Below are 21,894 nucleotides of genomic sequence, written 5' to 3'. Positions count from 1 at the left end.
AAACCCCGGTCGTGCAGAGTGGGGTCTCCCATGGACCTGACCACCGTTCGCGAGATCCGCACCCCCTCACGCCGCGACGAGATCGTCTTCGCGCCCGGCGAACGTCCCCTCGGCGGCGGCACGTGGCTGTTCTCCGAGCGGCAGCCCGGGCTGACCGGCCTGGTCGACCTGACATCGCTCGGGTGGACGCCGGTCGAGCGCGGCATCGCCGCCGACGGCCGCGACGTCGTCAGCGTCGCCGCCACCTGCACCATCGCCGAGCTGCTGCGGCTGCCCGCCGACGCCGACTGGGTCGCCCACCCGCTGATCGACCGGTGCGCGAACTCGCTGCTCGCCTCGTTCAAGATCTGGAACGTCGCGACGGTCGGCGGCAACGTCGCCCTCGGGCTGCCCGCCGGGGCCATGACGTCGCTCATGGCCACGCTCGACGCCACGGCCCTCGTCTGGACCACCGACGGCGGCGAACGCCGCCAGCCCGTCTCCACCTTCGTCACCGGGGTGGTGCAGAACGCCCTCGAGCCGGGCGAGGTGTTGCGCGCCCTCGAGGTGCCGGTCGACTCGTTGCGCTCGCGCACCGGGTTCCGCCGCATCTCGCTCAGCCCCCTGGGCCGCTCGGGCACGCTCGTCACGGCCCGGCTCGGCCTCGACGGCGAGTTCGTCGTCACCGTCACGGCGGGGACGACGCGTCCGGTCCAGCTGCGCTTCGACGAGGTGCCCGGCGAGCGGGCCCTGGCGGACGCCCTCGCCCGGGTCGACTGCTGGTACTCCGACCCCCACGGCGACCCCGACTGGCGCCGCGCGATGAGCATCCGCTTCGCCGACGAGCTGCGCGTCGAGCTCGGACGGCCCGCCACCGGCGCACCGGGGCGACCCGTGCGCGAGACGACCCACGACCCGCGCAGCGCGGCCGCCCGCGCGAGGCGGACGCCACCCACCACCACGACCCCCGGAGGCGCGCGATGACCCCGAGACACGTCACGTTCGAGGTCGACGGCCTGCCCCTCGACGCCGACGTCGCTCCCGGCCAGGTGCTGCGGACGGTGCTGCGCGAGAACGGCGTCCACTCGGTCAAGAAGGGGTGTGACGCGGGCGACTGCGGCGCCTGCTCGGTGCTGGTCGACGGCGAGCCCGTGCACTCGTGCATCTATCCCGCGCACCGGCTCGAGGGACGGGCCGTGACGACGGCGGCCGGCCTCGGCACCCCCGAGCACCCCCACCCCGTACAGCAGGCGTTCGCGGACGCGGCCGGGTTCCAGTGCGGCTTCTGCACGGCCGGCATGGTGGTGACGGCCTCGACGTTCACCGAGGCCGACGCGGACGACCTGCCGCGCCTCCTGAAGGGAAACCTCTGCCGATGCACGGGGTACCGGGCGATCGGCGACGCGATCTGCGGCGTCTCGAACACGGTGTCCCCGGCCGACGGCGAGGCGGCCGGACGATCGGTGAGGGCTCCGGCGGCGATGCGCGTGGTGTCGGGCGGCGAGCCGTACACGCTCGACTTCCGCAGCACGACGAAGCTGCTGCACCTCGCCGTGCTCGGCAGCCCGCACGCCCACGCCCGCATCACGTCGATCGACACGAGCGCCGCCGAGGCGCTGCCCGGGGTGCACCTGGTGTTGACGCACCGCGACTCCCCCGCGACCCTGTTCTCGACCGGTCGCCACGAGGACCGCGAGGACGACCCCGACGACGGGCTCGTCCTCGACCCCGTGCTGCGGTTCCGCGGGCAGCGCGTGGCCGCGGTCGTCGCCGACGACGTGCGCACGGCGACGAACGCCCTGGCCGCGATCGTGGTCGAGTACGAGCCCCTGCCCGCCGTGTTCGACCCCGAGACGGCGCGCGCGCCCGGGGCCCCGCTGCTGCACGGCGAGAAGACCAGCGAGGTGTCGCGCATCGCGTTCCCCGAGCGCAACACCGTGGCCGCGATGCACGACGAGACCGGCGACGTCGAGGCCGGCCTGGCCGCGGCGGACGCGGTGGTCGAGGGCACCTGGCGCACGCAGCGCGTCTCGCACGGAGCCCTCGAGACGCATGCCTCGCGCGGCTGGCTCGACGACGACGGACGCCTCGTGATCCGCACGGCGAGCCAGGTGCCGTTCCTCGTGCGGGACGAGCTGGCTCACGTCTTCGGGCTGCCGCAGGAGCAGGTCAGGGTCTTCGCCGCCCGCGTGGGCGGCGGTTTCGGGGGCAAGCAAGAGCTGATCACCGAAGACCTGGTCGCCCTCGCCGTGCTGCGCACCGGTCAGCCCGTGCAGTACGAGTTCACCCGCGAGGACGAGTTCACGATCGCCCCGACCCGGCACCCGATGCGGGTCCGCGTGCGGGTCGGTGCGACGAGCGACGGGGTGCTGACCGCGCTGCACGTCGACCAGCTGATGGACACGGGCGCCTACGGCAACCACGGCGTCGGCGTCATGTACCACTCCGTGCACGAGTCGACCAGCGTCTATCGCTGCCCGAACAAGCGCGTCGACGCCGAGTCGGTCTACACGAACAACCTGCCCTCGGGGGCGTTCCGCGGGTACGGGCTCGGGCAGGTCGTCTTCGCCGTCGAGTCCGCGATGGACGAACTGGCCCGCGAGCTCGGCATCGATCCGTTCGAGCTGCGCCGCCGCAACGTGATCGTCCCCGGCGACCCGATGGTGGTCACCGACCCCGACGAAGAGAGCGACCTGCTGATCGGCAGTTACGGACTCGACCAGTGCCTCGACCTGGTCGAGCAGGCGCTGGAGTCTCCTGCTCCCGAGGGCGCGCCTCCTGCCCCCGTCGGCCCGACCTGGTCGACCGGACGTGGCATGGCCCTCGCCATGATCGCGACGATCCCGCCGCGCGGTCACTTCGCCGACACCTCGATCGAGTTGCTGCCCGACGGCCGCTACGACATCGGCGTCGGCACGGCCGAGTTCGGCAACGGCACGACGACCGTGCACACCCAGCTCGTCGCCTCGGCGCTCGGCACCACGCCCGACCGGGTCGTCGTCCGGCAGTCCGACACCGACGTGGCCCGCTACGACACCGGGGCCTACGGTTCGGCCGGCGTCGTGGTCGCGGGCAAGGCCCTGCTCGCCGCGGCCCACAAGCTGCGTGCGGCCATGGTCGACCGCGCCCTGGCGATCGCAGGAGGCGCGGGTCACGCCGTCGACACCGGCACGGCCCCCGAGGTGGTCGCGGGCGGCGTCGTGGTGCGGGTCGGCCCCGGTGCCGATGCGACCGTCCTCGTGTCCGGCGAGCGGCTGCTGGCCGACGGTCCGCTCACCGCCGACGGTTCCCATGACGGCACCCCACGCTCGGTGGCGTTCAACGTGCACGGCTTCGAGGTCGCCGTCGACCGGGCGAGTGGCGAGGTGCGCCTGCTGCGCTCGGTGCAGGCGGCGGACGCCGGGGTCGTGCTGAACCCCGAGCAGCTGCGCGGCCAGGTCGAGGGCGGCACGGCGCAGGCGATCGGCACCGCGCTCTACGAAGAGATGATGCTCGACGACGAGGGGCGCGTGCTGACGACGGCGTTCCGCAACTACCGGATGCCGAAATACGGCGACGTGCCCGAGACCGAGGTGCACTTCGCGACCACGCACGACGACCTCGGCCCGCTCGGCGCCAAGTCGATGAGCGAGGCGCCGTACAACCCGGTGGCCCCGGCCCTGGCGAACGCGATCCGCGATGCCCTCGGGGTGCGGCCGTACGAGCTGCCGATGTCGCGCGACCGACTCTGGCGCCTCGCCGGCGGTCGCTGAGCCGAGCCAGGCCAGGTCGGGCCGAGTCGAGCCGGGCCAGGTCGGGCCAGGCCGGGCCAGGTCGGGCCGATCCGTTCTCCCTCCGAGCCTGATCCGGTCCGTACCGGATCACGAGTCGCACCACGAACCGAACGTCGCACCGCCGAGGTGCGCGGTGCGACGTTCGGTCGACGGTGCGACGCGGGAGCGGACGGACCCGGGCCCGGGCCCCGGCTCAGACCTCGCGCTCGGTCACCCCGGCCGGTGCCGCGGGCCCGCGCACGGCGTCGTGCGCCGACACGTCGCGGTCCGCGCCCTCGTCGCGCGCCTGCACCCGCGGCGAGTTGAGCAGCAGGTTGAGCAGCACGGCGACGATCGCCCCGGCGCTGATGCCCGAGTCGAACACGATCGTGAACCAGGTCGGGAACTGCGCGTAGATCTCGGGGCTGACCGTGGGCAGCAGGCTGATGCCCAGGGCGACCGCCACGATCAGGATGTTGCTGTTGGTGAACCGCACCTTCGACAGCGTCCGGATGCCGCTCGCCGCGACCATGCCGAACAGCGCGACGCCCGCCCCTCCGAGCACCGCCACCGGCACGCCCTCGACGACGGCCCCGAGCGCGGGCACCAAGCCGAGCACCACGAGGATGCCCCCCGCCAGCGTCGCCACGTACCTCGACTTCACGCCGGTGATGCTGACCAGGCCGACGTTCTGCGCGAACGCGGTGTACGGGAACGTGTTGAAGACTCCGCCGATGACGGTCGACAGGCCGTCGGCCCGCAGCCCGTCGGCCAGGCGTCGCGGCGTCACCGGCCGGTCGACGATCTCGCCCACCGCGATGATGTCCCCGGTGGTCTCGGTCATGATCACCAGGCCGACGATGCACATCGACACGATCGCGCTCACCGGGAAGGTCGGCAGTCCGAAGTGGAACGGCAGGGCGAGGCCGAACCAGGCGCTCTCGCCCACTCCGCTCCAGTCGGTCAGCCCGAACGGCCAGGCGACGAGGGTGCCGACGACGAGCCCCAGCAGGATCGACAGACGGCGGAGCGCAGGAGGCGCGAACCGCTCGATCAGGATGATCAGCAGCAGGGTGCCCGCGGCGAAGGCGATGTCGAGGGGACGTCCGAAGTCGTCGGAACCCGCGCCTCCTCCGACCCAGCCGGCGGCGACGTCCATCAGCGAGACGCCGATGATCAGGATCACCGTGCCGGTGACGATCGGCGGGAAGAACCGGACCAGCTTCGAGAAGAACGGGGCGAGCAGCATCATGAAGACACCGCTCGCGATGACCGAGCCGTAGATCGCCGTGATGCCGTACTCGCCGCCGATCACGATCATCGGGCCGACGGCGGCGAAGGTGCAGCCCTGCATCAGCGGCAGCCGCACCCCGAAGCGCCAGAACCCCACGGACTGCACGATCGTCGCGATGCCGGCCACGAACAGGTCGGCGCTGATCAGGTACGCGATGTCGCCGGGCTCGAGCTGGCCCATGCCGACCAGCGCTCCGCCGACGATCAGCGGGACGGCGACCGCCCCGGCGTACATCGCGAGCACGTGCTGCAGGCCGAGCGGGAAGAGCCTCCGCAGCGGCGGGACGCGGTCGACGGGGTGCTTCTCGACGGTGTCGACGGACGCGCCGCCGGCGGCAGCCGGTACGGACGAGGGCTGGGACATCGGGACTCCTGATCGTGGGGAAGCCGGGTGGTCGTCGTCAGCGTACGAAACGCGGGTTTCGTCGCGACGGCACGCGTGTTTCAGGCTCGTGACGTCGGCCCAGCAGGTGCCGATGCACCCGGTTCCGAACGATGCACCCGGTTCCGAACGATGCACCCACGAGGAATCGGGTGCATCGTTCGATGCCGGGTGCATCGAGGGGAGGCGCGGGCCGGCTGTCGAGGACGGCACGCGGCATCACCGCCAGGCGGCGCGAGGCGGCGCGCGGCGCTGCGCGACGCGGCGCGCGGCTCGGCGCGCTGCGCGGCCAGCCGCTCAGCGCGCGGTGATCGCCCGGATGAGGTGCATCGTGACGTCCGCCGAGCGCCCCGCCGTCAGGGCGAGGTTCTCGTCGTGCACGTCGTGGGCGTCCGGACCGGCGAGGTCGCTGATGCCGCGCACCGAGACGAACGGCACGTGGTGGACGTGACAGGTCTGGGCGATCGCCATCGACTCCATGTCGACGGCGTCCACGTCGACGACGTCGGCGAAGGCACTCCGCACGCCGATCACACGCTCGGCGGTCATGAACGCGTCACTCGAGGCGATCAACCCGGGCCGTACGGCCCAGCGGCCTCCCGCGGCGCTCGATGCGCTCGACGTGTTCGACGCGACACCGTCGCCCGAGGCGTCACCCGCGTCCGCCGGGTCGTCCCCGGACGGTGCACCGGACGAGACCGACGTGTCGTAGGCGACCGCCGCCTCCATCAGGGCCTCGTCGGCGTGGAAGCTGGCCGGCATGCCGGGCACCTGGCCGAGCCGGTAGCCGAAGACGCGCGCGTCGGCGTCGAGGTTGACGTACTCCGAGCCCGCCACGACGTCGCCGATCTCGATGCCCACCCCCATGCCCGCGGCGGTGCCGGCGCTGATCACGGTCGGCACGACGCCCTCGAGCGAGCCCGTCCGCACGATGGCCGAGGTGGCCGCACCGGCCGCGTTGACGAACCCGATGCCGCTCTGCACGAGCAGCAGCTCGACCCCGTCGATCTCGACGACGCGCTGCAGCGACCCGCCGACGGCGATCGGCTCGTCGACGCGCGACGCCCGGGACACGAACGGCTCGGCCTCGTCGGCCATCGCCACGATCACGATGATCGGCGGTGCGGCGAGCGCCGCGACCCCGTCGGCAGGAGGCGCGGCGTGCGTCCCGGTCATCGGGTGACGGTCGACCACTCGTCGCGGGCAGCGAGGAAGTCGCGGGCGACGCCTTGCGCACCCTCGAGCGTGTGGTTGGCGCCCCAACCGCACTGGACCTCGTTGGCCGCGGGGACCTCGGTGGCGGTGGTGATGTCGGTGAGGGTGCCCTCGATGAGCGACAGGACGTCGTCCATCGCGGGGTCGCCCTGCAGGATCAGGTAGAACCCGGTCTGGCAGCCCATCGGCGAGAAGTCGATGACGTCGCCCGAGCGGTTGCGGGAGTGCTCGGCGAACAGGTGCTCGAGCGAGTGGACCGAGGCCATGTCGAGGTGTGCCTCGTTCGGCTGCGTGAACCGGACGTCGAACTTCGTGATGACGTCGCCGTGCGGCAGCGTCTTCTGGTCCGCGACGCGCACGTAGGGCGCGGCGACGGTGCGGTGGTCGAGGTTGAACGACTCGACGTTCATCTTGGGCTGGGTCACGATGGTCCCTTCGGGGTGCGGGCGGGGCGTGGGAGGCGCCTCGGCCTCTGCACCGATCTGTGCGTCCCAACGCCCTGTCGACCCTAGGACATTCCCTCCGCGCCGGTCGGTGTGTGACCCCGCACCCGGCCCGCCACCCGGCCGCTCGGCCCGCTCGGCCCGCCAGGCCCGCTCGGCCCGCCATCCCGCCGTCCCGCCATCCCGCCAGCCCGCCAGCCCGCCAGCCCGCCATCCCGCCATCCCGCCATCCCGCCACGGAGTGAACAATCCGCCACGCAAAAAGATGGCGGCGTGTTCATTTCGTGGCGGCGAGCGGCGAGCGGCAAGCGGGGAGCGGCGAGCGGGGGAGGGACGGGGGGCGGACCGACGGGCGCCGCACTGCGCCGCGCAGTGCCGCACGGGGCCGCGCCACGCAGCCCGGCTCGCCATCCCGCCGCGCGGGGCCGCGCCACGCAGCCCGGCTCGCCATCCCGCCACGAGGTGGTCAACCCGCCACGAAAAAGGATGGCGGGGTGACCACTTCGTGGCCGTGTGTCCAGTTCGCGGTGCAGCGCAGTCCAGCGCCGCGCCGCACTGCGCAGCGCCGCACTGCGCCGCACTGCGCAGCGCCGCGCAGCGCCGCTCGCTACGGCAGCGTGTGGCCGGCCGCCGTGAAGAGGCGGTACCACTCGGGCCGGGTCAGCGGCACGTCCGACCCCGCGGCGCTGTCGCGGAGGTGCGCGACGCTCGTCGTGCCGAGCACGACCTGCATCTCGGCCGGGTGCCGGGTGATCCAGGCGACCGGGATCGCCGACGTCGGCACGTCGTACTTCGCGGCGAGCTCGTCGATGACGTCGTTGAGCTCGGGGTAGCCGTCGCGGTCGCCGAGGAACACTCCGTCGAAGAAGCCCTTCTGGAACGGCGACCAGGCCTGCAGGGTCATGTCGTTGAGGCGGCTGTAGTCGAGGATGCCGTTGTCGCGGTCGACGGACTGGTCGAGCCCCGCCATGTTGGCCGCGACGCCCGCGGCGATCAGTGGAGCGTGGGTGATGCTGAGCTGCACCTGGTTGACGATCAGCGGCTGCGTCACGCTGCGCTTCAGCAGCTCGACCTGGCCGGGCGTGTGGTTCGAGACGCCGAAGTGGCGCACCTTGCCGGAGGCGTGCAGCCGGTCGAAGGCGGCGGCCACCTCGTCGGGCTCGACGAGGGCGTCGGGCCGGTGCAGCAGCAGCACGTCGAGGCGGTCGGTGTGCAGGGCGGCGAGCGAGGCGTCGACCGACTCGAGGATGTGCTCGGTCGAGAAGTCCCAGAAGCCGTCACGGATGCCGACCTTGCTCTGCAGCTGGATCGCGTCGCGCTCGGACGAGGTCATGGTGACGGCGTCGCCGAAGCGCTGCTCGCAGTGGTGGGGGTGGTCGCCGTACACGTCGGCGTGGTCGAAGAAGTCGATGCCGAGGTCTCGGGCCTCGGCCACGAGTTCACGGATTGCGTCGTCGGTCATGCCCGAGATGCGCATGAGCCCGAGGACGATGGTCGAGGCGGGGCGGTCGGTGGTGGGTAACGTCGTCGTCTTCACGCGGCCAGTCTGCTCTCGTCCGGCGTCCCCGGGAGCCGACCCGCGCCTCCTCGGGGGACGGTCGGGAGGCGCGGGGCGCCTGGGGAGGACCCGTCCTGTCGATCGCGCCCTCCGTTCCGAATGCCCGGCATGACCGTCATCGCGAGCGCGAGCACCGCGCGCGTCGCCGCCGCTCCGCTCGACCGGGCGTGGAGCATCGCGACGCCGCTGACCCCCGTCGGGTTCTATCCGCGGGCGGGGGTGATCCCGGCCGTCGTGGCCGTCCACGACCAGTCCGGCCCGTGGGACGGTGCCGGACAGACGCGCCGACTCGAGCTGTCGGACGGCAGCAGCGTGGTCGAGAGCCTGGTACGCGTGGAGCCCGACGGGGTCTTCGTCTACGAGCTGAGCGAGTTCACCGGGCTGCTCGGGCGACTGGTGACCGGCGGCCGTGCCGACTGGAGCTACCGCGCGACCCCGAACGGGCGCACGCGGGTCGACTGGACCTACTCGTTCTTCGCCCGACCGGGGCGTGGGGCGATCGTCCGCGGCATCGTGCGCTTCGCCTGGGCGCCGTACATGCGGCGCGTGCTCGTCGGCATCACCCGCGAGATCGAGCGCACCGCCTAGTCGGCCCCGCCCACACCCCAGGAACGCACCCACACCCCAGGAACCCGCCGACACCCCCGTGCGCGCCGAAGGGTCTCGGCGACTTCGTGGGGTCTCGTGCATCCGACGCCCCGGCGGGGCACGAGGCACCGCTACCCTCGGGGCATGAAGGACGCCACGATCTACGACGTGGCGAAGCGCGCGGGCGTCTCGCACCAGACCGTCAGCAGGTTCCTGCGCGGCTTCGAGGGCATCCGTCCCGCCACCCGCGAGAAGGTCGAGCAGGCACTCGCCGAGCTCGAGTACCGCCCCAACTCGGCGGCCCGCTACCTGCGCCTGCAGCGGACGAACCGCATCGGGCTGCTCGCCGACAACATGCAGCAGTCGGGCCCCGCCCGCACCATCGCCGGGGCCACCGAGGCCGCACGTTCGCTCGGCTACGTCACCGACATCGTGTCGATGGACGGCGTCGACGAACGCTCGGTCGACGACGCCCTCGACCTGATGCTCGGGCAGCAGATCGCCGGCATCGTCGTCACGGCGCAGACGGCCGTCGCCCGGTCGGCACTCGAACGCCGCGCGATCTCCGTGCCCGTGGCGCGCGACTTCGGGCTGATGGTCGAGGGCACCACCGAGTCGATCAACGAGCACGCGGGCCGGGTCGCGGCCGAGCACCTCGCGAGCCTCGGCCACCGCCGCGTGGCCTACGTCGCCGGGCCGGACCAGTGGCTGGCCGCCCGCGAGCGCGCCGACGGGTTCCACCAGGCCACGACCGCGTCCGGAGGCGCGGTGACGGTCACCGACGTCGGCGACTGGTCCGCGGCGGCCGGTTACGACATCGGACTGCGGCTCGCCGCCCGCACCGACGACTTCACCGGCGTCGCCGTCGCCAACGACGCCATGGCGATGGGACTGCTCGCCGCCCTCGCCGCCGAGGGGGTCTCGGTGCCGCACGAGGTCAGCGTGGTCGGCAACGACGACACTCCCGAGGCGCGGTTCATGGTGCCGTCGCTGTCCACCGTGGCTCTCGACTTCGGCTTCGAGGGGGCGCACGTGATGACGTCGCTGATCGCCCGCATCGAGGGGCGGAGCCCCGACACGGCCAGCCGCCTGCCGGTGCCGTCCCTCGTGGCGCGCGCCTCGACCGCACCCGCGCGCGGCTGACGCCCCGGGGCGCGGGCCGGCCCGCGCCTCCTCGCCGCCCGGCCGCCTGGCCCGCCGCCGCGCGCTCGACCCGACCCGCGCCTCCTCGCCGCCTGGCCGCCTGGCCGCCGCCGCGCGCTCGACCCGGCCCGCGCCTCCTCGTCGCCCGTCCGCCGCCGCAGGCGTCCCGACGTGCCGAACCCGACCGGCGGTGACCGGCCGGGCGAGCACATCCCGACAACTCGAGCCCGACACGCCGCTCGTGTGCGCGCAGAGGCCTGATCGAGGGCGCAGTTGTCGCGATTTGCACACCGACGGTGGCGCGGGGCGGGGCAGGAGGCACGGCGCGGCCGGCGCGCGGAGCAGGTCGGAAGTGGGGTCTTGCGCAGGCGGCGCGGCGTGGGTTACGTTCTCCGCAGACGCCGATGTTATCGACAACATCCACTCGACGTCCCGAGCACACGCGGGACGACGTCGGCGGTCGCCACCGCAGCCGACACACACGAACGGGTCAACGATGACTTCTGCTCCACGCCACTCCGGGGTTCTCTTCGGAGCCGCCTACTACGCCGAGTACCAGCAGGCGGGCACCCTCGACCGCGACCTCGACCTGATGGTCGAGGCGGGCTTCACGGTGATCCGGGTGGGCGAGTCGGTCTGGTCGACGTGGGAGCCACGTGAGGGCGAGTTCGACCTCGACTGGCTGCAGCCCGTGCTCGACGGCGCCCACGCCCGCGGCATCGCGGTGGTGCTCGGCACCCCCACCTACGCGGTGCCGCCGTGGCTGCAGGTGCGCCACCCCGAGATCGCCGCCGAGCGGACGACCGGCGTCCGCGCCGGCTGGGGCGCCCGGCAGGAGATGGACCAGAGCCACCCCGCCTACCGCTTCTACGCCGAGCGCGTCGTGCGCAAGGTCGTCGAGCGCTACGCGCAGCACCCCGCCGTGATCGGTTGGCAGGTCGACAACGAGCCCGGCAACGAGCGCCCCCGCAACGACCAGGTCTTCGACCGCTTCGTGGCCTGGCTGCAGCGCAGGTACGGCACGGTCGAGCGCCTCAACGAGGAGTGGGGCCTGGTCTACTGGTCGCACCGGCTGACCGAGTGGTCGCAGCTCTGGCGTCCCGACGGCAACGTGCAGCCGCAGTACGACCTCGAGTGGCGGCGCTTCCAGGGCGAGCTGGCCGACGAGCTGATCGCCTGGCAGGCCGACGTCGTCCGCGAGTACGCCCGCGACGACCAGTTCGTCACCACCTGCATCTCGTACTCGCGCCCTCAGGTCGCCGACGAGCGACTCGTCGAGAGCCTCGACGTCACCGCCGGCAACCCGTACTACAAGATGCAGGACGGCCTGACGCTCGGCGTCGAGGTGCCCCGCGAGGCCGGCTGGTGGCACACCGGCGTCTGGGCCCTGCAGCAGTGGGGCGACCGGGCGTTCTCGTCGGCGCAGGCCTCCTTCCTCGTCACCGAGACCAACGCGCAGTCGATCGGCGGCCCCTGGCAGAACCACCCGCCGTTCGACGGGCAGATCAAGCAGGCCGCGCTCGCGCTCGTCTCGCGCGGCGCCCGCATGGTCGAGTACTGGCACTGGCACACGCTGCACTTCGGCGTCGAGACCTACTGGGGCGGCGTGCTGCCGCACAGCCAGCGTCCCGGTCGCATCCACCGCGAGGTCGCGGCCCTGGGCGCCACGCTCAAGGCGGTCGGCGGCGCGGTCGACGGCCTCGAACCCGACGCCGACGTGCTGATGCTCTGGTCGACCGAGACCAAGTGGTCGTTCGAGACCTACCCGCCGCTCGCCCTGCCCGACGGCGGCCCCGACCCCGAGTCGTACCTCCACCTGTTCGACGCGCACTACCGCGGGCTCGCCGAGGCGGGCGTGCAGGTGCGCATCCAGCACGTCGCGCAGTTCCTCGCCGCCGACCCGGCCGAGTCGGCCGCGACGCACCCCGTGCTCGTCGTGCCGGCGCTCTACGTGGTCGACGACGCGACCCTCGCCGCGCTCACCGCCTACGCCGAGGCCGGCGGCCACCTCGTGATCGGCATCCGCACGGCCTACGGCGACGAGCTCGCCCGGGCACGCCGCGACCCGGCGCCCGCCCGCCTCTCGGGCCCCGCGGGCGTCTGGTACGAGGAGTACACGAACCTCGACGCCCCCCTCGCCGTCCACGTCGCGGACGCCGGCGCCGCCGAGCGCACCGACGACACGACCGCCGGAGGCGCGGGCGCGGTCCCCGACGCCGCCACCGACCCGGCCGACGCACCCTTCGTCCTCGAGCCGGGCTCGGCCGGCACCCGCTGGGCCGACGTCCTGCACGTCGAGGACGCCACCGTCGTGCTGCGGGCCGCGCCGACCGAGATCGGGGCCGACGCGATGCTGACGACCCGCGCCTCCGGAGCCGGACGCGTCAGCTACGTCGCGACCGTGCCCAACCCCGAGCTCTCGCGCTCGATCGCCCGGTGGCTCGTGCCGGCCACGGCGGCGAGCGCGTGGGCGGCGACCGAGACGGTCACCGTCACCACCGGTTCACGGGCCGGAGCCCCCGGGCTCGCCTTCGTGTCGAACTGGTCGGCCCACGAGGGAACGGTCACCACGCCCTCCGCGGTGCGCGACCTCGAGACCCGGGAGGTCGTCGCCGCCGGCACCACCCTGACCCTCGCCCCGCGCGCGGCCCACGTCTACGAGCTCGTCGACGCCGACGCCTCGTAGGCGCCCCGACCCGTCCGACCCGACCCGCACGACGTCCCCCGCCGCACCCGACCCACCCCACCGACCCGCACCACGTCCCCCGCACCACCCGATCCCCCGCACCACTCCCCCACCCCCTCGAGGAAGAACCACCATGAAGAGAAAGACCACAGCAAAGGCGCTCGTGTCACTCGCCGTCGTGTCGGCGTTCGTGCTGACCGGCTGCGCCCCGTCCGGCGGAGGCGCGGGTGGCGGTGGCGACACCGCGCCCGTCTCGCAGGCCGACATCGACAAGGCCATGGACACCGACACGACCCTCACCTTCTGGACCTGGGTGCCCGACGTCCAGAAGGAGGTCGACCTGTTCGAGGCGAAGTACCCGAAGATCAAGGTCGACGTCGTCAACGTGGGCACCGGCACCGCGCAGTACCCGAAGCTGCGGACGGCCCTCAAGGCCGGCAAGGGCGCACCCGACGTCGCCCAGATCGAGTACCAGTACATCCCGTCGTTCCGCCAGACCGGCAGCCTCGTCGACCTGACCCCCTACGGAGGCGCGGACCTCGAGTCGAAGTACGTCCCGTGGGTCTGGAACCAGGTCGCGGACGACACCGGCGTCTGGTCGGTGCCGCAGGACTCGGGCCCGCTCGGCAACCTCTACCGCTCGGACATCTACGAGCAGGCGGGGCTGACGAAGGCCCCCGAGACCTGGGCCGACTTCGCGACCGACGCCCAGACCATCAAGGACAAGACCGACTCGTACATCTCGAACCTGCCCGGCAACGACCCCGGCCAGATCGTCGGGCTGTTCTGGCAGGCCGGCGCCAAGCCGTTCTCGTACGACGGTGACAAGACCGTCGGCATCGACCTCGACTCGACCGAGACGCAGAAGGTCGTCACGTTCTGGCAGGACCTGATCGACAAGGACCTCGTCTCGACCGACGCCGACTTCAACGACGCCTGGTACCAGGGCTTCTCGTCGGGCAAGTACGCCAGCTGGCAGACCGCCGCCTGGGGACCCGTCTTCCTGCAGGGCACGGCCGCGAACACGAGCGGCAAGTGGACCGCCGCGAAGATCCCGCAGTGGAAGGCCGGCGAGGACGTCTCGGGCAACTGGGGCGGATCGAGCGACGCCGTCATCACGGGCACGCAGAACCCGATCGCCGCGGCCGAGTTCAGCAAGTTCCTGAACAGCGACCCCGAGTCGACCCTCGCCTTCGCCAACGAACAGTTCCTGTTCCCGACGACGACCGACACCCTGTCGAGCAGCGACTTCACCGACACCGCCTCGGACTTCTACGGCGGCCAGAAGGTCAACGAGCTCTTCGCCGGCGTCTCGGACACGGTCAGCACCGACTTCCAGTGGCTGCCGTTCATGGACTACGTCTACTCGAGCTTCAACGACACGCTCGGCAAGGCGATCGCCGACCACTCCGACCTCTCCGCCGCCCTCACGGCGTGGCAGGACGACGTCACCGCCTACGCGAAGCAGCAGGGCTTCACCGTCAAGTAGCGCTCACGGGGTGCCGCCCGCCCTCGGGCGGCACCCCCTCGGCCCGGCAAGGAGCCCCATGTCCACCTCCGTCACCCCTCGTCGAGACGCGACCCGCGCCTCCTCGTCCCGTCAGCCCGCCACCCCGCGGCGCACGAGCTCGCTGCACCGGCCGCAGCTCGTCGCGGCCTGGGCCCTGGCGATCCCGTTCCTGGTCGTCTTCGCGGCGATGTTCCTCGTGCCGCTCGGCTACGCGGGCTACCTGAGCACCTTCACCTCGCAGCTCGTCGGCGGGCAGGTCTTCTCGGGCCTCGCCAACTACAGCCGCGCGCTGAACGACCCGAGCTTCTGGGCCGGCCTCGGCCGGGTCGCCCTGTTCCTCTTCGTGCAGGTGCCGATCATGCTCGTGATCGCCCTGTTCGTCGCGCTCGCGCTCGACACCGGCCGGGTGGCCGGCAGCAAGTTCGTCCGCCTCGCGATCTTCGTGCCCTACGCCGTGCCCGGCGTCGTGGCGACGCTGATGTGGGGCTACCTCTACGGGCGCGAGTCCGGCCTGATCGCCCAGGTGATCAGCGGTGTCGGCCTCACCCCGCCCGATCTGCTGTCGCCGCAGAACGTGCTCGGCAGCACGATGAACATCGTCAGCTGGGAGTTCATCGGCTACAACATGATCGTGCTGTACGCCGCGCTGCGCAGCGTGCCGACCGAGATGTACGAGGCCGCCGAGATCGACGGCGCCGGGCCGTGGCGGGTGGCGTGGAGCATCAAGATCCCGGCGATCCGCTCGGCGATCCTGCTGACCGTGATCTTCTCGGTGATCGGGTCGTTCCAGCTCTTCAACGAGCCCAACCTGCTCTACAGCATCGCGCCCAACGCCATCGGCTCGGACTTCACCCCGAACCTCTACGCGTACAACGTCGCGTTCAAGAACCAGGACGTCAACTACGCCGCGGCCATCGCGTTCCTGCTCGGGTTCCTCATCATGATCATCAGCTACGTGGTGCAGCTCGCCACCTCACGCAAGGAGCGACTGTCGTGACGATCGCACCCGCACCCGTCGACACCGCCGGGGCCACGTCGGTCGACCGCCCCGTCCGCCGCCTCGAGAGCTCAGGAGGCGCGGGTCGGCGCCGCCCGCGACGTCGCGTCGAGCGCTCGAAGCGCAAGACGCCGATCCTCACCGTGATCCTCTGGATCACGCTGGCGTACTTCCTGCTGCCGCTCATCTGGCTGGCGATCCAGGCGACCAAGACCAACGGCGACATCTTCTCGACGTTCGGCCTGGCCTTCGGCCGCACCTTCGCCCTGGGCGACAACCTGGCGCAGCTGTTCACGTTCCAGGACGGCATCTTCGTGCAGTGGATGGGCAACACGGTGCTCTACGCCGTGGTCAGCTCGGTCGGTGCCGCGGTGCTCGCCACGATGTGCGGCTACTCGCTGGCCAAGTACGTCTTCAAGGGCAAGTCGTTCGTCTTCGGCCTGATCCTCGGGGCGGTGATGGTGCCGCTGACGGCGCTGGCGATCCCGACCTACCTGCTGTTCAGCGCGGCCAACCTCGTCGACACCCCGTGGGCGATCATCCTGCCGTCGCTGGTCAGCCCGTTCGGCGTCTACCTGATGCGCGTCTACGCGAGCGAGGCGGTCGACGACAGCCTGCTCGAGGCGGCCCGCATCGACGGGGCCGGCGAGCTGCGGATCTTCCTGACGATCGCGTCGCGGCTGCTCGCGCCGGGCATCGTCACGGTGCTGCTGTTCGCCCTGGTCTCGACCTGGAACAACTACTTCCTGCCGCTGATCATGCTGAACGACCCGTCGCTCTTCCCGGCGACGGTCGGCCTGGCGCAGTGGCAGCAGGCGGCCACCGGCGGCGGCGGCGCCCAGGTGCTGTTCTCGACCGTGCTGACCGGGTCGTTCGTGTCGATCCTGCCGCTGGTCGTGGCGTTCCTGTTCCTCCAGCGCTTCTGGCAGTCCGGCCTGAGCGCGGGCGGCGTCAAGGGGTAGGCGGTCGACTCCCGCCCCGACCCCCGGTTCACGGTGGGGGTCGGCGCGGGTGGGCCGTGGCCGTGGCAGCGGCGGCCCGGGAGGCGGTGGTGACGTTGAGAGGTCACCCCCCCCTCCGTTCGTGCGTGAGACCCCGGGAAGTCGCCGAGACCCCTCGGCGCGCGCCGGGGTCTCGGCGACTTCGTGGGGTCTCGGCGTCAGAGGCGCGCGTGCAGGTCGGCGACGCGGGCCCGGATGTCGTCGCGGACGAGGCGCATGCGCTCCATGCCCTCGATGCCGCGCTCGGACGGTTCGTCGGTGACCCAGGTCTCGAACCGGGTGCCGGGGACCTCGTCGACCCGCGCCTCCTGCCCGAGGACGACGACCACGTCGGCGTCGCGCACCATCTGCTCGGTGAGGGCCTTGGGGTGCTCGTCGCCGAGGTCGATGCCGAGCTCGGCGAGCGACTCGACCGACTGCGCGTTCAGGTCGGTGCCGGGCGTCGTGCCGGCCGACACGACCGTCACCTCGTCGCCGGCGAGGTCGCGCATCAGCCCCGCGGCCATCTGCGACTTGCCCCCGTTCTTCTGGCAGACGAACAGGACGGAGGCGCGGGTCGGGGTCATGCGCACACCGTACCGGCCCCGGGTGGCCGGGCCCCGTGCCGTCGAGACGGGGCGCCCGCCGATCCGTCGGAGGTCCCGTGTCAGGTTCGCCGGTTCCGCGACACTCCTCTAGTGAAGGGGGTGGACGTGGATCACGACACGGAAGGCGACGACGAACTCGTCAGACGCACGGTCGGGGGTGACCAACGGGCGCTGTCGGCCTTGTTCGACCGGCACGCCACGACGGTGACCCGCTACGCGTGGGCGCTGGCCGGCACCCGGATGGACGTCGAGGAGATCGTGCAGGACACGTTCGTCACCCTCTGGAAGAAGGTCGACCAGATCGACCTGCCCGAGGACTCGCTGCTGCCCTGGCTGTTGGTCGTCTGCCGCAACCACGCTGCGAACCTGCGCCGCAAGCAGGCCCGCGCCGCCACCGACGAGCTGCCCGACGACCTCGTCGCCCCGGACCACGGCGAGGAGGCGCGTGACCGGCTGCGGTGGGTCCGCGACGAGATCGACGCCCTCGGCCCGGTCGACCGGCAGATCGTCGAGCTCTGCCTGATCGAGGGGCGCCCCTACGGCGAGGCCGCCGCCCAGGTCGGCCTGAGCATCGGCGCCGTCACCCAACGCGTGTCGCGCACCCGATCGCGACTGAAGAAGAAGGCGGTGATGAACGATGAACTCTGAGCCCCCCACCGGAGACGAGCTGAACAGCATGCTCGTCACGATGAAGCAGAACGTCCTCGAACGCACCACGGCGTCCCCGCGCCGCAAGCGCAACCGCACCCTCGGCCTCGGCCTGGGGCTGGCCGCCCTGCTGGCGATCGGCGGTGGCTCGGGAGCCCTGGCGCTCGGCATGCTGCCCTCGCCGTTCCAGGCCGCGGCACCGGCCACCCCGACGAGCACGCCCACTCCGACGCCGACCGTCACGCGGACGGCGACGCCGCGGCCGACGCCGACGGTGGCGCCGGTGGTCGCGCCGGTGCCGTCGGCGCCGATCGACTGCGCGACGCTGGCGAGCGGCGTGCGGATGGAGTTGTTCATCCCGTCGCCGCTCCAGGGCCGGGTCGACCTGCTGATGCCGACGGACGCGAGCCTGTCCGAGTACGGCGTGCTGGGCTGCGAGTGGGGATCGACCGAGCAGCCGTACTCCCGCGTGGACCTCTCGGTGGCGAGTGGACGCGAGGCCGGACTCACCGCCGTCGACGGCCTCGTGGCCGGTGGTGCCCAGCGGACCGGAGCCGGTGACGCCTCGGCCATGACCTGCACCGAGCAGGGTTGCCAGGCGACCGTCGTGTCGGGCACCTGGTGGGTCGAGTTCAGGACGTCGGACGTCGACGCGACGTCCGGGACCGTGTCGGTCGAGACGCGTGCCGCGAACACCACCGCCGCTCTGACGAGCCTGGTGTCGCGCCTCGACGGTCTCTCGCCGGCCCCCTCGTGGACCCGACCGGACTCGTCGTGGGCGCAGGTCGACGACTGTGCGGCGCTGACACCGGCCGTACCCCTGGGCGAGATCGTGGGCGCCCCTCGACTCGAGGGCCCGCGAGAGCTGCAGAACGAGTACCCGAGCGGCATCGTCCTCGCCGCCGACCGCACGCTGCAGTGCTACTGGGCCTCGCCCTCCGTCGAGGGCGCGTCGATCTCGGAGATCGGCGACGTCACCGCGACGCTCTCGGCCGGCAGCGGTTGGGCCGTCGACGCGGTGGACTCGATGTCGCAGCTCGAGCGGTCGCCGGTCACCGTGGCGGGTGCCGAGAAGGCGGAGTACGTCTGCATCCACGACGAAGGCAGCAGCTGCTTCGTCAACGTGCTGACCGACGGCTCGTGGCTGCAGGTCAGGGCGGGCAACACCTACGAGGCCGACCTGCAGGGCAAGCTCGTCGCGGCCGCGGAGGCGATCGTCGCGACGCGTCCCGCGAGCTGACCCGCGCCTCCTGCGCTGCCGTGACCGAGGCACGCGACCGCAGGAGGCGCGGGTCGGCCGACGCAGGACCCGCCGAGACCCCGGGAAGTCGCCGAGACACCGGCGCGCGCCCGGGGGTCTCGGCGGGTCCCTGGGGTCGCGGCGGGGGCCGACCCGTCAGGCGTCGACGCGGTCGCGGGCCCGGCCGCGCACGGCGAGGATCGTGCCGCCGATCAGGGCCGAGACGAGCGAGCCGACGAGGACGCCGACCTTGACCACGTCGTCCTGCTCGCTGCCGGTGCCGTAGGCGAGCTCGCCGACGAGCAGCGACACGGTGAACCCGATGCCGGCCACGAACGACAGCCCGAGCACGTCGCCCCAGCGCAGGCTCGGGTCGAGCCGGATGCCCGGCAGGCGGGTCACGAGCAGCGACGCCCCGGTGATGCCGATCGACTTGCCGAGGACGAGTGCCACGACGATGCCGATCGCGACGCTGTCGCTCAGCGACTCGACCAGCCCGCCGAACCCGCCGACGGTGACACCGGCCGAGAAGAAGGCGAAGATCGGCACGGCGACGCCCGACGAGACCGGGCTCCAGCGCTCGGCGAAGTGGTGGGTCAGGGGGTGGCGCACCTCGTGGCCGTCCGGACCGACGTGCGTGACGCCGGCCCGGGCCGTCGCCACCGCGGGCACGAGCAGGCCGAGCAGCACCCCGGCGATCGTGGCGTGCACCCCCGACGCGTGCACCAGCGCCCAGGCGACGACGCCCAGCGGGATCAGCAGCCACCACGCCCGCACGCCACGCCGGACGAGCACGGCGAACGCGGCGAGCGGCAGCAGCGCCAGCAGCAGGGGGACGAAGGCGATGCCCGCCGTGTAGAACACCGCGATGATCGTGATCGCGATCAGGTCGTCGACCACGGCGAGGGTCAACAGGAAGGTGCGCAGGGCCGGGGGCAGCCGCTTGCCGACGACGGCGATCACGGCGACGGCGAACGCGATGTCGGTCGCGGCGGGGATCGCCCAGCCCTGGAGCGCGTCGGGCCCGGCGCCGAGGTTGACCAGCGTGAAGAGCAGCGCCGGCAGCGCGACCCCGCCGACCGCCGCGGCGATGGGCAGCACGGCCACGCGGGGGTCGCGCAACGAGCCGGCGACGAACTCCTGCTTGAGCTCGAGCCCGACCACGAAGAAGAAGATCGCGAGCAGGCCGTCCGCCGCCCAGGTGCCGACGCTCAGGTGCAGGTGCAGGGCCTCGGGACCGAACGACACGTCGCGCACGGCCGAGTAGAACGAGCCGGCCGGGCTGTTCGCCAGGACGAGCGCGAGCACGGTCGCGGCGAGCAGCAGCAGGCCGCCGGTCGTGTCGCGGCTGAGGAAGCGCGAGAGGCGTGCGGCCCGGCCGTCGGCGTGGGGCGCGTGGGCGGGGGCGGGCGGAGCGGCCGTCGGGTCGGTGGCGGGAGCGGAGGCGGCCGGAGTGGGGGCGGCCGGAGTGGGATCGGCGGGCGTGCGGTCGGTCAAGGTCGTCGTCCTTCGGGAGCGTCGGTGAGCAGGGCGGGGCGTCCGCTCGACCCGTCGACGACGAGGAGCGGTGCTAGGCCACGGGCGGCGGACACCCGGCGATCTCGCCGTGGGCGTTGCTGCCCCACAGGCTCATCCAGCCGTTCGTGCCGCAGGTGCGCTTCGTCAGCACGAGCCGCTTCGGGAACGCCTGCTGCGCCATGCGCGCCCGGCGCGGGGCGCGGGGCAGGCAGGCGGGTGACGACATGCCCACCAGGGTACCGCCGGGGTCCGTGAGCGGGCCGACCCGCGCCTCCTGCGCTCCGGCGGTCCGGCCGTCCGGCCGTCGCCACGTCCGCCGAGTGGAGGTCGCACCACGCCGGCGTCGTCGAACCACGCACGAGGGTGGTTCGACGACGCCACGATGGTGCGTCCCGGTTCTCGCCGGGTCAGGAGGCGCGGCGACGGTCAGGAGGCGCGGCGCACGTTCTCGACGAAGCCCGCGGCCCGCACGCGCAGGCTCACGATGCGCTCGAGCCGGGCCGCCTCGACGTCGAACCCGAGGTAGGCCTCGGGCGGTGCGACGTGCACGTTGTCCGAGCACTCGAACCCACCGCAGACGAGCGTGCCCACGCTGTCGCCGTTGCGGCCGGCCGCGCCGGCACGCTTGGCGGCGTAGAACAGCACGTCGGCCGGCAGCCTGACGTCCTGGCACCACGTGCACTGGGCGCGGTGACGGGGCGACGCCTCGGCCTGGCGCAGCACGACGCCGGCGACCGCGGGGCCCGGCTCTCCGTCCGCGTCGAGGGTCGGCACGACGACGTAGGCCCGGCGGGCGAGCTTGGGGTCACGCCAGCCGAGGTACTCGAGGTCGGTCCAGTCGAGGTCGGCGAAGCCCGAGGGCAGGGTGAGGTCGGTGGCTTCCTTGCGGCTCGCGTTGACGAACGAGGCGCGGACGGTCTTCTCGGTCAGGGGGATCATGTGGTTCTCCGGTCGTCGGGCCCGGGGCGGCGGCAGCGTCGGCGGGCACGAGCGGTCGGCGACCGCCCGGCTGCCCGCCGTCGACGCGTCGGCCGACCCGGGTGTTCTCGTGGGACCGTGCCGGGGCTCCAGCCCACGCGGCACGGCGGTGCACGGACCGACCCGGACGGACGATCCGCTGCGGAGACGCGACTACCTGCAGCCGGCGCACGCGGCGCCGACGACCCCCTCACGCCCGGTGGGCGTCGCAGGTGCGGACGGGATGATCACCGGGCCACCCTACGACGGTGAGCCGTCCTCAGCAACGGGGCCGCGCCTCCTGCGATCGGGGTCGAACCACCGGTGCGCCGTCGAACCATGCACATGCGCGGTTCGACGGCGCACCGGTGGTTCGACCCGAAGCGCTTCGCCGGTT

Annotated in this window: 18 protein-coding genes; 10 read left to right on the top strand and 8 right to left on the bottom strand. The window is 72.6% G+C overall.

What is annotated here, in order from left to right; translation table 11 throughout:
* The first annotated feature begins 30 nt into the window (after window positions 1-30).
* Window positions 31-963, top strand: a complete 933-nt coding sequence (locus tag IFT88_RS01925) for an FAD binding domain-containing protein (protein WP_192118621.1) — start codon at window positions 31-33, stop codon at window positions 961-963.
* On the top strand, window positions 960-3,731 hold the full coding sequence (locus IFT88_RS01920) for a molybdopterin-dependent oxidoreductase (RefSeq protein ID WP_192118619.1): 2,772 nt from the start codon (window positions 960-962) through the stop codon (window positions 3,729-3,731). Before IFT88_RS01925 ends, IFT88_RS01920 begins: the two co-directional genes overlap by 4 nt.
* 214 nt (window positions 3,732-3,945) lie before the next feature.
* Here the strand turns inward: IFT88_RS01920 and IFT88_RS01915 are convergent, their stop codons facing one another.
* From IFT88_RS01915 to IFT88_RS01900, 4 genes are all read right to left on the bottom strand, one after another.
* A complete protein-coding gene (locus tag IFT88_RS01915; protein WP_192118617.1) occupies window positions 3,946-5,388 on the bottom strand; it encodes a nucleobase:cation symporter-2 family protein in 1,443 nt (480 codons plus the stop codon).
* Window positions 5,389-5,703: 315 nt separating this feature from the next.
* Entirely contained in the window at window positions 5,704-6,582 is an 879-nt protein-coding gene (locus tag IFT88_RS01910) for a 5'-methylthioadenosine/S-adenosylhomocysteine nucleosidase (protein WP_192118615.1), read from the bottom strand.
* Window positions 6,579-7,031 (bottom strand): S-ribosylhomocysteine lyase, encoded by a 453-nt coding sequence (locus tag IFT88_RS01905; RefSeq protein WP_043597358.1) that lies wholly within the window; start codon window positions 7,029-7,031, stop codon window positions 6,579-6,581. The genes IFT88_RS01910 and IFT88_RS01905 overlap by 4 nt, the downstream gene beginning before the upstream one ends.
* A 640-nt stretch (window positions 7,032-7,671) precedes the next feature.
* Window positions 7,672-8,601 (bottom strand): aldo/keto reductase, encoded by a 930-nt coding sequence (locus IFT88_RS01900; RefSeq protein ID WP_192118613.1) that lies wholly within the window; start codon window positions 8,599-8,601, stop codon window positions 7,672-7,674.
* Between the two features lie 129 nt (window positions 8,602-8,730).
* Between IFT88_RS01900 and IFT88_RS01895 the strand changes: the two genes are divergently transcribed.
* The 6 genes from IFT88_RS01895 to IFT88_RS01870 all read left to right on the top strand — a co-directional run bounded on the left by IFT88_RS01895 (window position 8,731) and on the right by IFT88_RS01870 (window position 16,508).
* On the top strand, window positions 8,731-9,210 hold the full coding sequence (locus tag IFT88_RS01895) for an SRPBCC family protein (protein ID WP_162235876.1): 480 nt from the start codon (window positions 8,731-8,733) through the stop codon (window positions 9,208-9,210).
* A 144-nt stretch (window positions 9,211-9,354) separates the two neighbouring features.
* A complete protein-coding gene (locus tag IFT88_RS01890; protein ID WP_192118611.1) occupies window positions 9,355-10,353 on the top strand; it encodes a LacI family DNA-binding transcriptional regulator in 999 nt (332 codons plus the stop codon).
* A gap of 496 nt (window positions 10,354-10,849) precedes the next feature.
* Window positions 10,850-13,039, top strand: coding sequence for a beta-galactosidase (locus tag IFT88_RS01885; protein WP_192118609.1), 2,190 nt, complete (start codon window positions 10,850-10,852; stop codon window positions 13,037-13,039).
* A 133-nt stretch (window positions 13,040-13,172) separates the two neighbouring features.
* Entirely contained in the window at window positions 13,173-14,528 is a 1,356-nt protein-coding gene (locus IFT88_RS01880; RefSeq protein ID WP_056228318.1) for an ABC transporter substrate-binding protein, read from the top strand.
* A gap of 58 nt (window positions 14,529-14,586) precedes the next feature.
* Entirely contained in the window at window positions 14,587-15,546 is a 960-nt protein-coding gene (locus tag IFT88_RS01875) for a carbohydrate ABC transporter permease (RefSeq protein ID WP_056228315.1), read from the top strand.
* Between the two features lie 2 nt (window positions 15,547-15,548).
* The gene (locus IFT88_RS01870; RefSeq protein ID WP_056229510.1) at window positions 15,549-16,508 is read left to right on the top strand and encodes a carbohydrate ABC transporter permease; all 960 of its coding nucleotides are present in this window, start codon (window positions 15,549-15,551) and stop codon (window positions 16,506-16,508) included.
* Window positions 16,509-16,705: 197 nt separating this feature from the next.
* Here IFT88_RS01870 and IFT88_RS01865 read toward each other — a convergent pair whose 3' ends face one another.
* A complete protein-coding gene (locus IFT88_RS01865) occupies window positions 16,706-17,113 on the bottom strand; it encodes an arsenate-mycothiol transferase ArsC (protein ID WP_192118607.1) in 408 nt (135 codons plus the stop codon).
* Between the two features lie 126 nt (window positions 17,114-17,239).
* Between IFT88_RS01865 and IFT88_RS01860 the strand changes: the two genes are divergently transcribed.
* Both IFT88_RS01860 and IFT88_RS01855 read left to right on the top strand, forming a co-directional pair.
* The gene (locus IFT88_RS01860) at window positions 17,240-17,782 is read left to right on the top strand and encodes an RNA polymerase sigma factor (RefSeq protein ID WP_082059790.1); all 543 of its coding nucleotides are present in this window, start codon (window positions 17,240-17,242) and stop codon (window positions 17,780-17,782) included.
* Window positions 17,772-19,022 carry a hypothetical protein gene (locus IFT88_RS01855; RefSeq protein WP_192118605.1) on the top strand — a complete coding sequence of 417 codons (1,251 nt, stop codon included), beginning with the start codon at window positions 17,772-17,774 and terminating at the stop codon, window positions 19,020-19,022. Before IFT88_RS01860 ends, IFT88_RS01855 begins: the two co-directional genes overlap by 11 nt.
* Window positions 19,023-19,178: 156 nt before the next feature.
* Here the strand turns inward: IFT88_RS01855 and nhaA are convergent, their stop codons facing one another.
* The 3 genes from nhaA to IFT88_RS01840 all read right to left on the bottom strand — a co-directional run bounded on the left by nhaA (window position 19,179) and on the right by IFT88_RS01840 (window position 21,479).
* A complete protein-coding gene (nhaA, locus tag IFT88_RS01850) occupies window positions 19,179-20,519 on the bottom strand; it encodes a Na+/H+ antiporter NhaA (RefSeq protein ID WP_192118604.1) in 1,341 nt (446 codons plus the stop codon).
* A 73-nt stretch (window positions 20,520-20,592) separates the two neighbouring features.
* A complete protein-coding gene (locus tag IFT88_RS01845) occupies window positions 20,593-20,766 on the bottom strand; it encodes a hypothetical protein (protein WP_192118602.1) in 174 nt (57 codons plus the stop codon).
* A 200-nt stretch (window positions 20,767-20,966) separates the two neighbouring features.
* Window positions 20,967-21,479, bottom strand: coding sequence for an FBP domain-containing protein (locus IFT88_RS01840; RefSeq protein ID WP_192118600.1), 513 nt, complete (start codon window positions 21,477-21,479; stop codon window positions 20,967-20,969).
* Window positions 21,480-21,894 lie beyond the last annotated feature (415 nt).

The sequence above is a fragment of the Frigoribacterium sp. CFBP 8751 genome (assembly GCF_014841545.1).
In the GTDB taxonomy this organism is placed as follows: domain Bacteria; phylum Actinomycetota; class Actinomycetes; order Actinomycetales; family Microbacteriaceae; genus Frigoribacterium.
Note: the sequence above shows the minus strand (reverse complement) of the source record. Positions and strands in the feature narration are given on the sequence as shown.

Excerpts from the sequence above, each read along its gene's own strand:
- IFT88_RS01920 (WP_192118619.1), top strand. The coding sequence starts at position 960 with ATGACCCCGAGACACGTCACGTTCGAGGTCGACGGCCTGCCCCTCGAC.
- IFT88_RS01840 (WP_192118600.1), bottom strand. The coding sequence starts at position 21,479 with ATGATCCCCCTGACCGAGAAGACCGTCCGCGCCTCGTTCGTCAACGCG.
- IFT88_RS01845 (WP_192118602.1), bottom strand. The coding sequence starts at position 20,766 with ATGTCGTCACCCGCCTGCCTGCCCCGCGCCCCGCGCCGGGCGCGCATG.
- IFT88_RS01915 (WP_192118617.1), bottom strand. The coding sequence starts at position 5,388 with ATGTCCCAGCCCTCGTCCGTACCGGCTGCCGCCGGCGGCGCGTCCGTC.
- IFT88_RS01895 (WP_162235876.1), top strand. The coding sequence starts at position 8,731 with ATGACCGTCATCGCGAGCGCGAGCACCGCGCGCGTCGCCGCCGCTCCG.
- IFT88_RS01880 (WP_056228318.1), top strand. The coding sequence starts at position 13,173 with ATGAAGAGAAAGACCACAGCAAAGGCGCTCGTGTCACTCGCCGTCGTG.
- IFT88_RS01855 (WP_192118605.1), top strand. The coding sequence starts at position 17,772 with ATGAACTCTGAGCCCCCCACCGGAGACGAGCTGAACAGCATGCTCGTC.
- IFT88_RS01865 (WP_192118607.1), bottom strand. The coding sequence starts at position 17,113 with ATGACCCCGACCCGCGCCTCCGTCCTGTTCGTCTGCCAGAAGAACGGG.
- IFT88_RS01875 (WP_056228315.1), top strand. The coding sequence starts at position 14,587 with ATGTCCACCTCCGTCACCCCTCGTCGAGACGCGACCCGCGCCTCCTCG.
- IFT88_RS01885 (WP_192118609.1), top strand. The coding sequence starts at position 10,850 with ATGACTTCTGCTCCACGCCACTCCGGGGTTCTCTTCGGAGCCGCCTAC.
- IFT88_RS01910 (WP_192118615.1), bottom strand. The coding sequence starts at position 6,582 with ATGACCGGGACGCACGCCGCGCCTCCTGCCGACGGGGTCGCGGCGCTC.
- IFT88_RS01905 (WP_043597358.1), bottom strand. The coding sequence starts at position 7,031 with ATGAACGTCGAGTCGTTCAACCTCGACCACCGCACCGTCGCCGCGCCC.
- IFT88_RS01925 (WP_192118621.1), top strand. The coding sequence starts at position 31 with ATGGACCTGACCACCGTTCGCGAGATCCGCACCCCCTCACGCCGCGAC.
- IFT88_RS01890 (WP_192118611.1), top strand. The coding sequence starts at position 9,355 with ATGAAGGACGCCACGATCTACGACGTGGCGAAGCGCGCGGGCGTCTCG.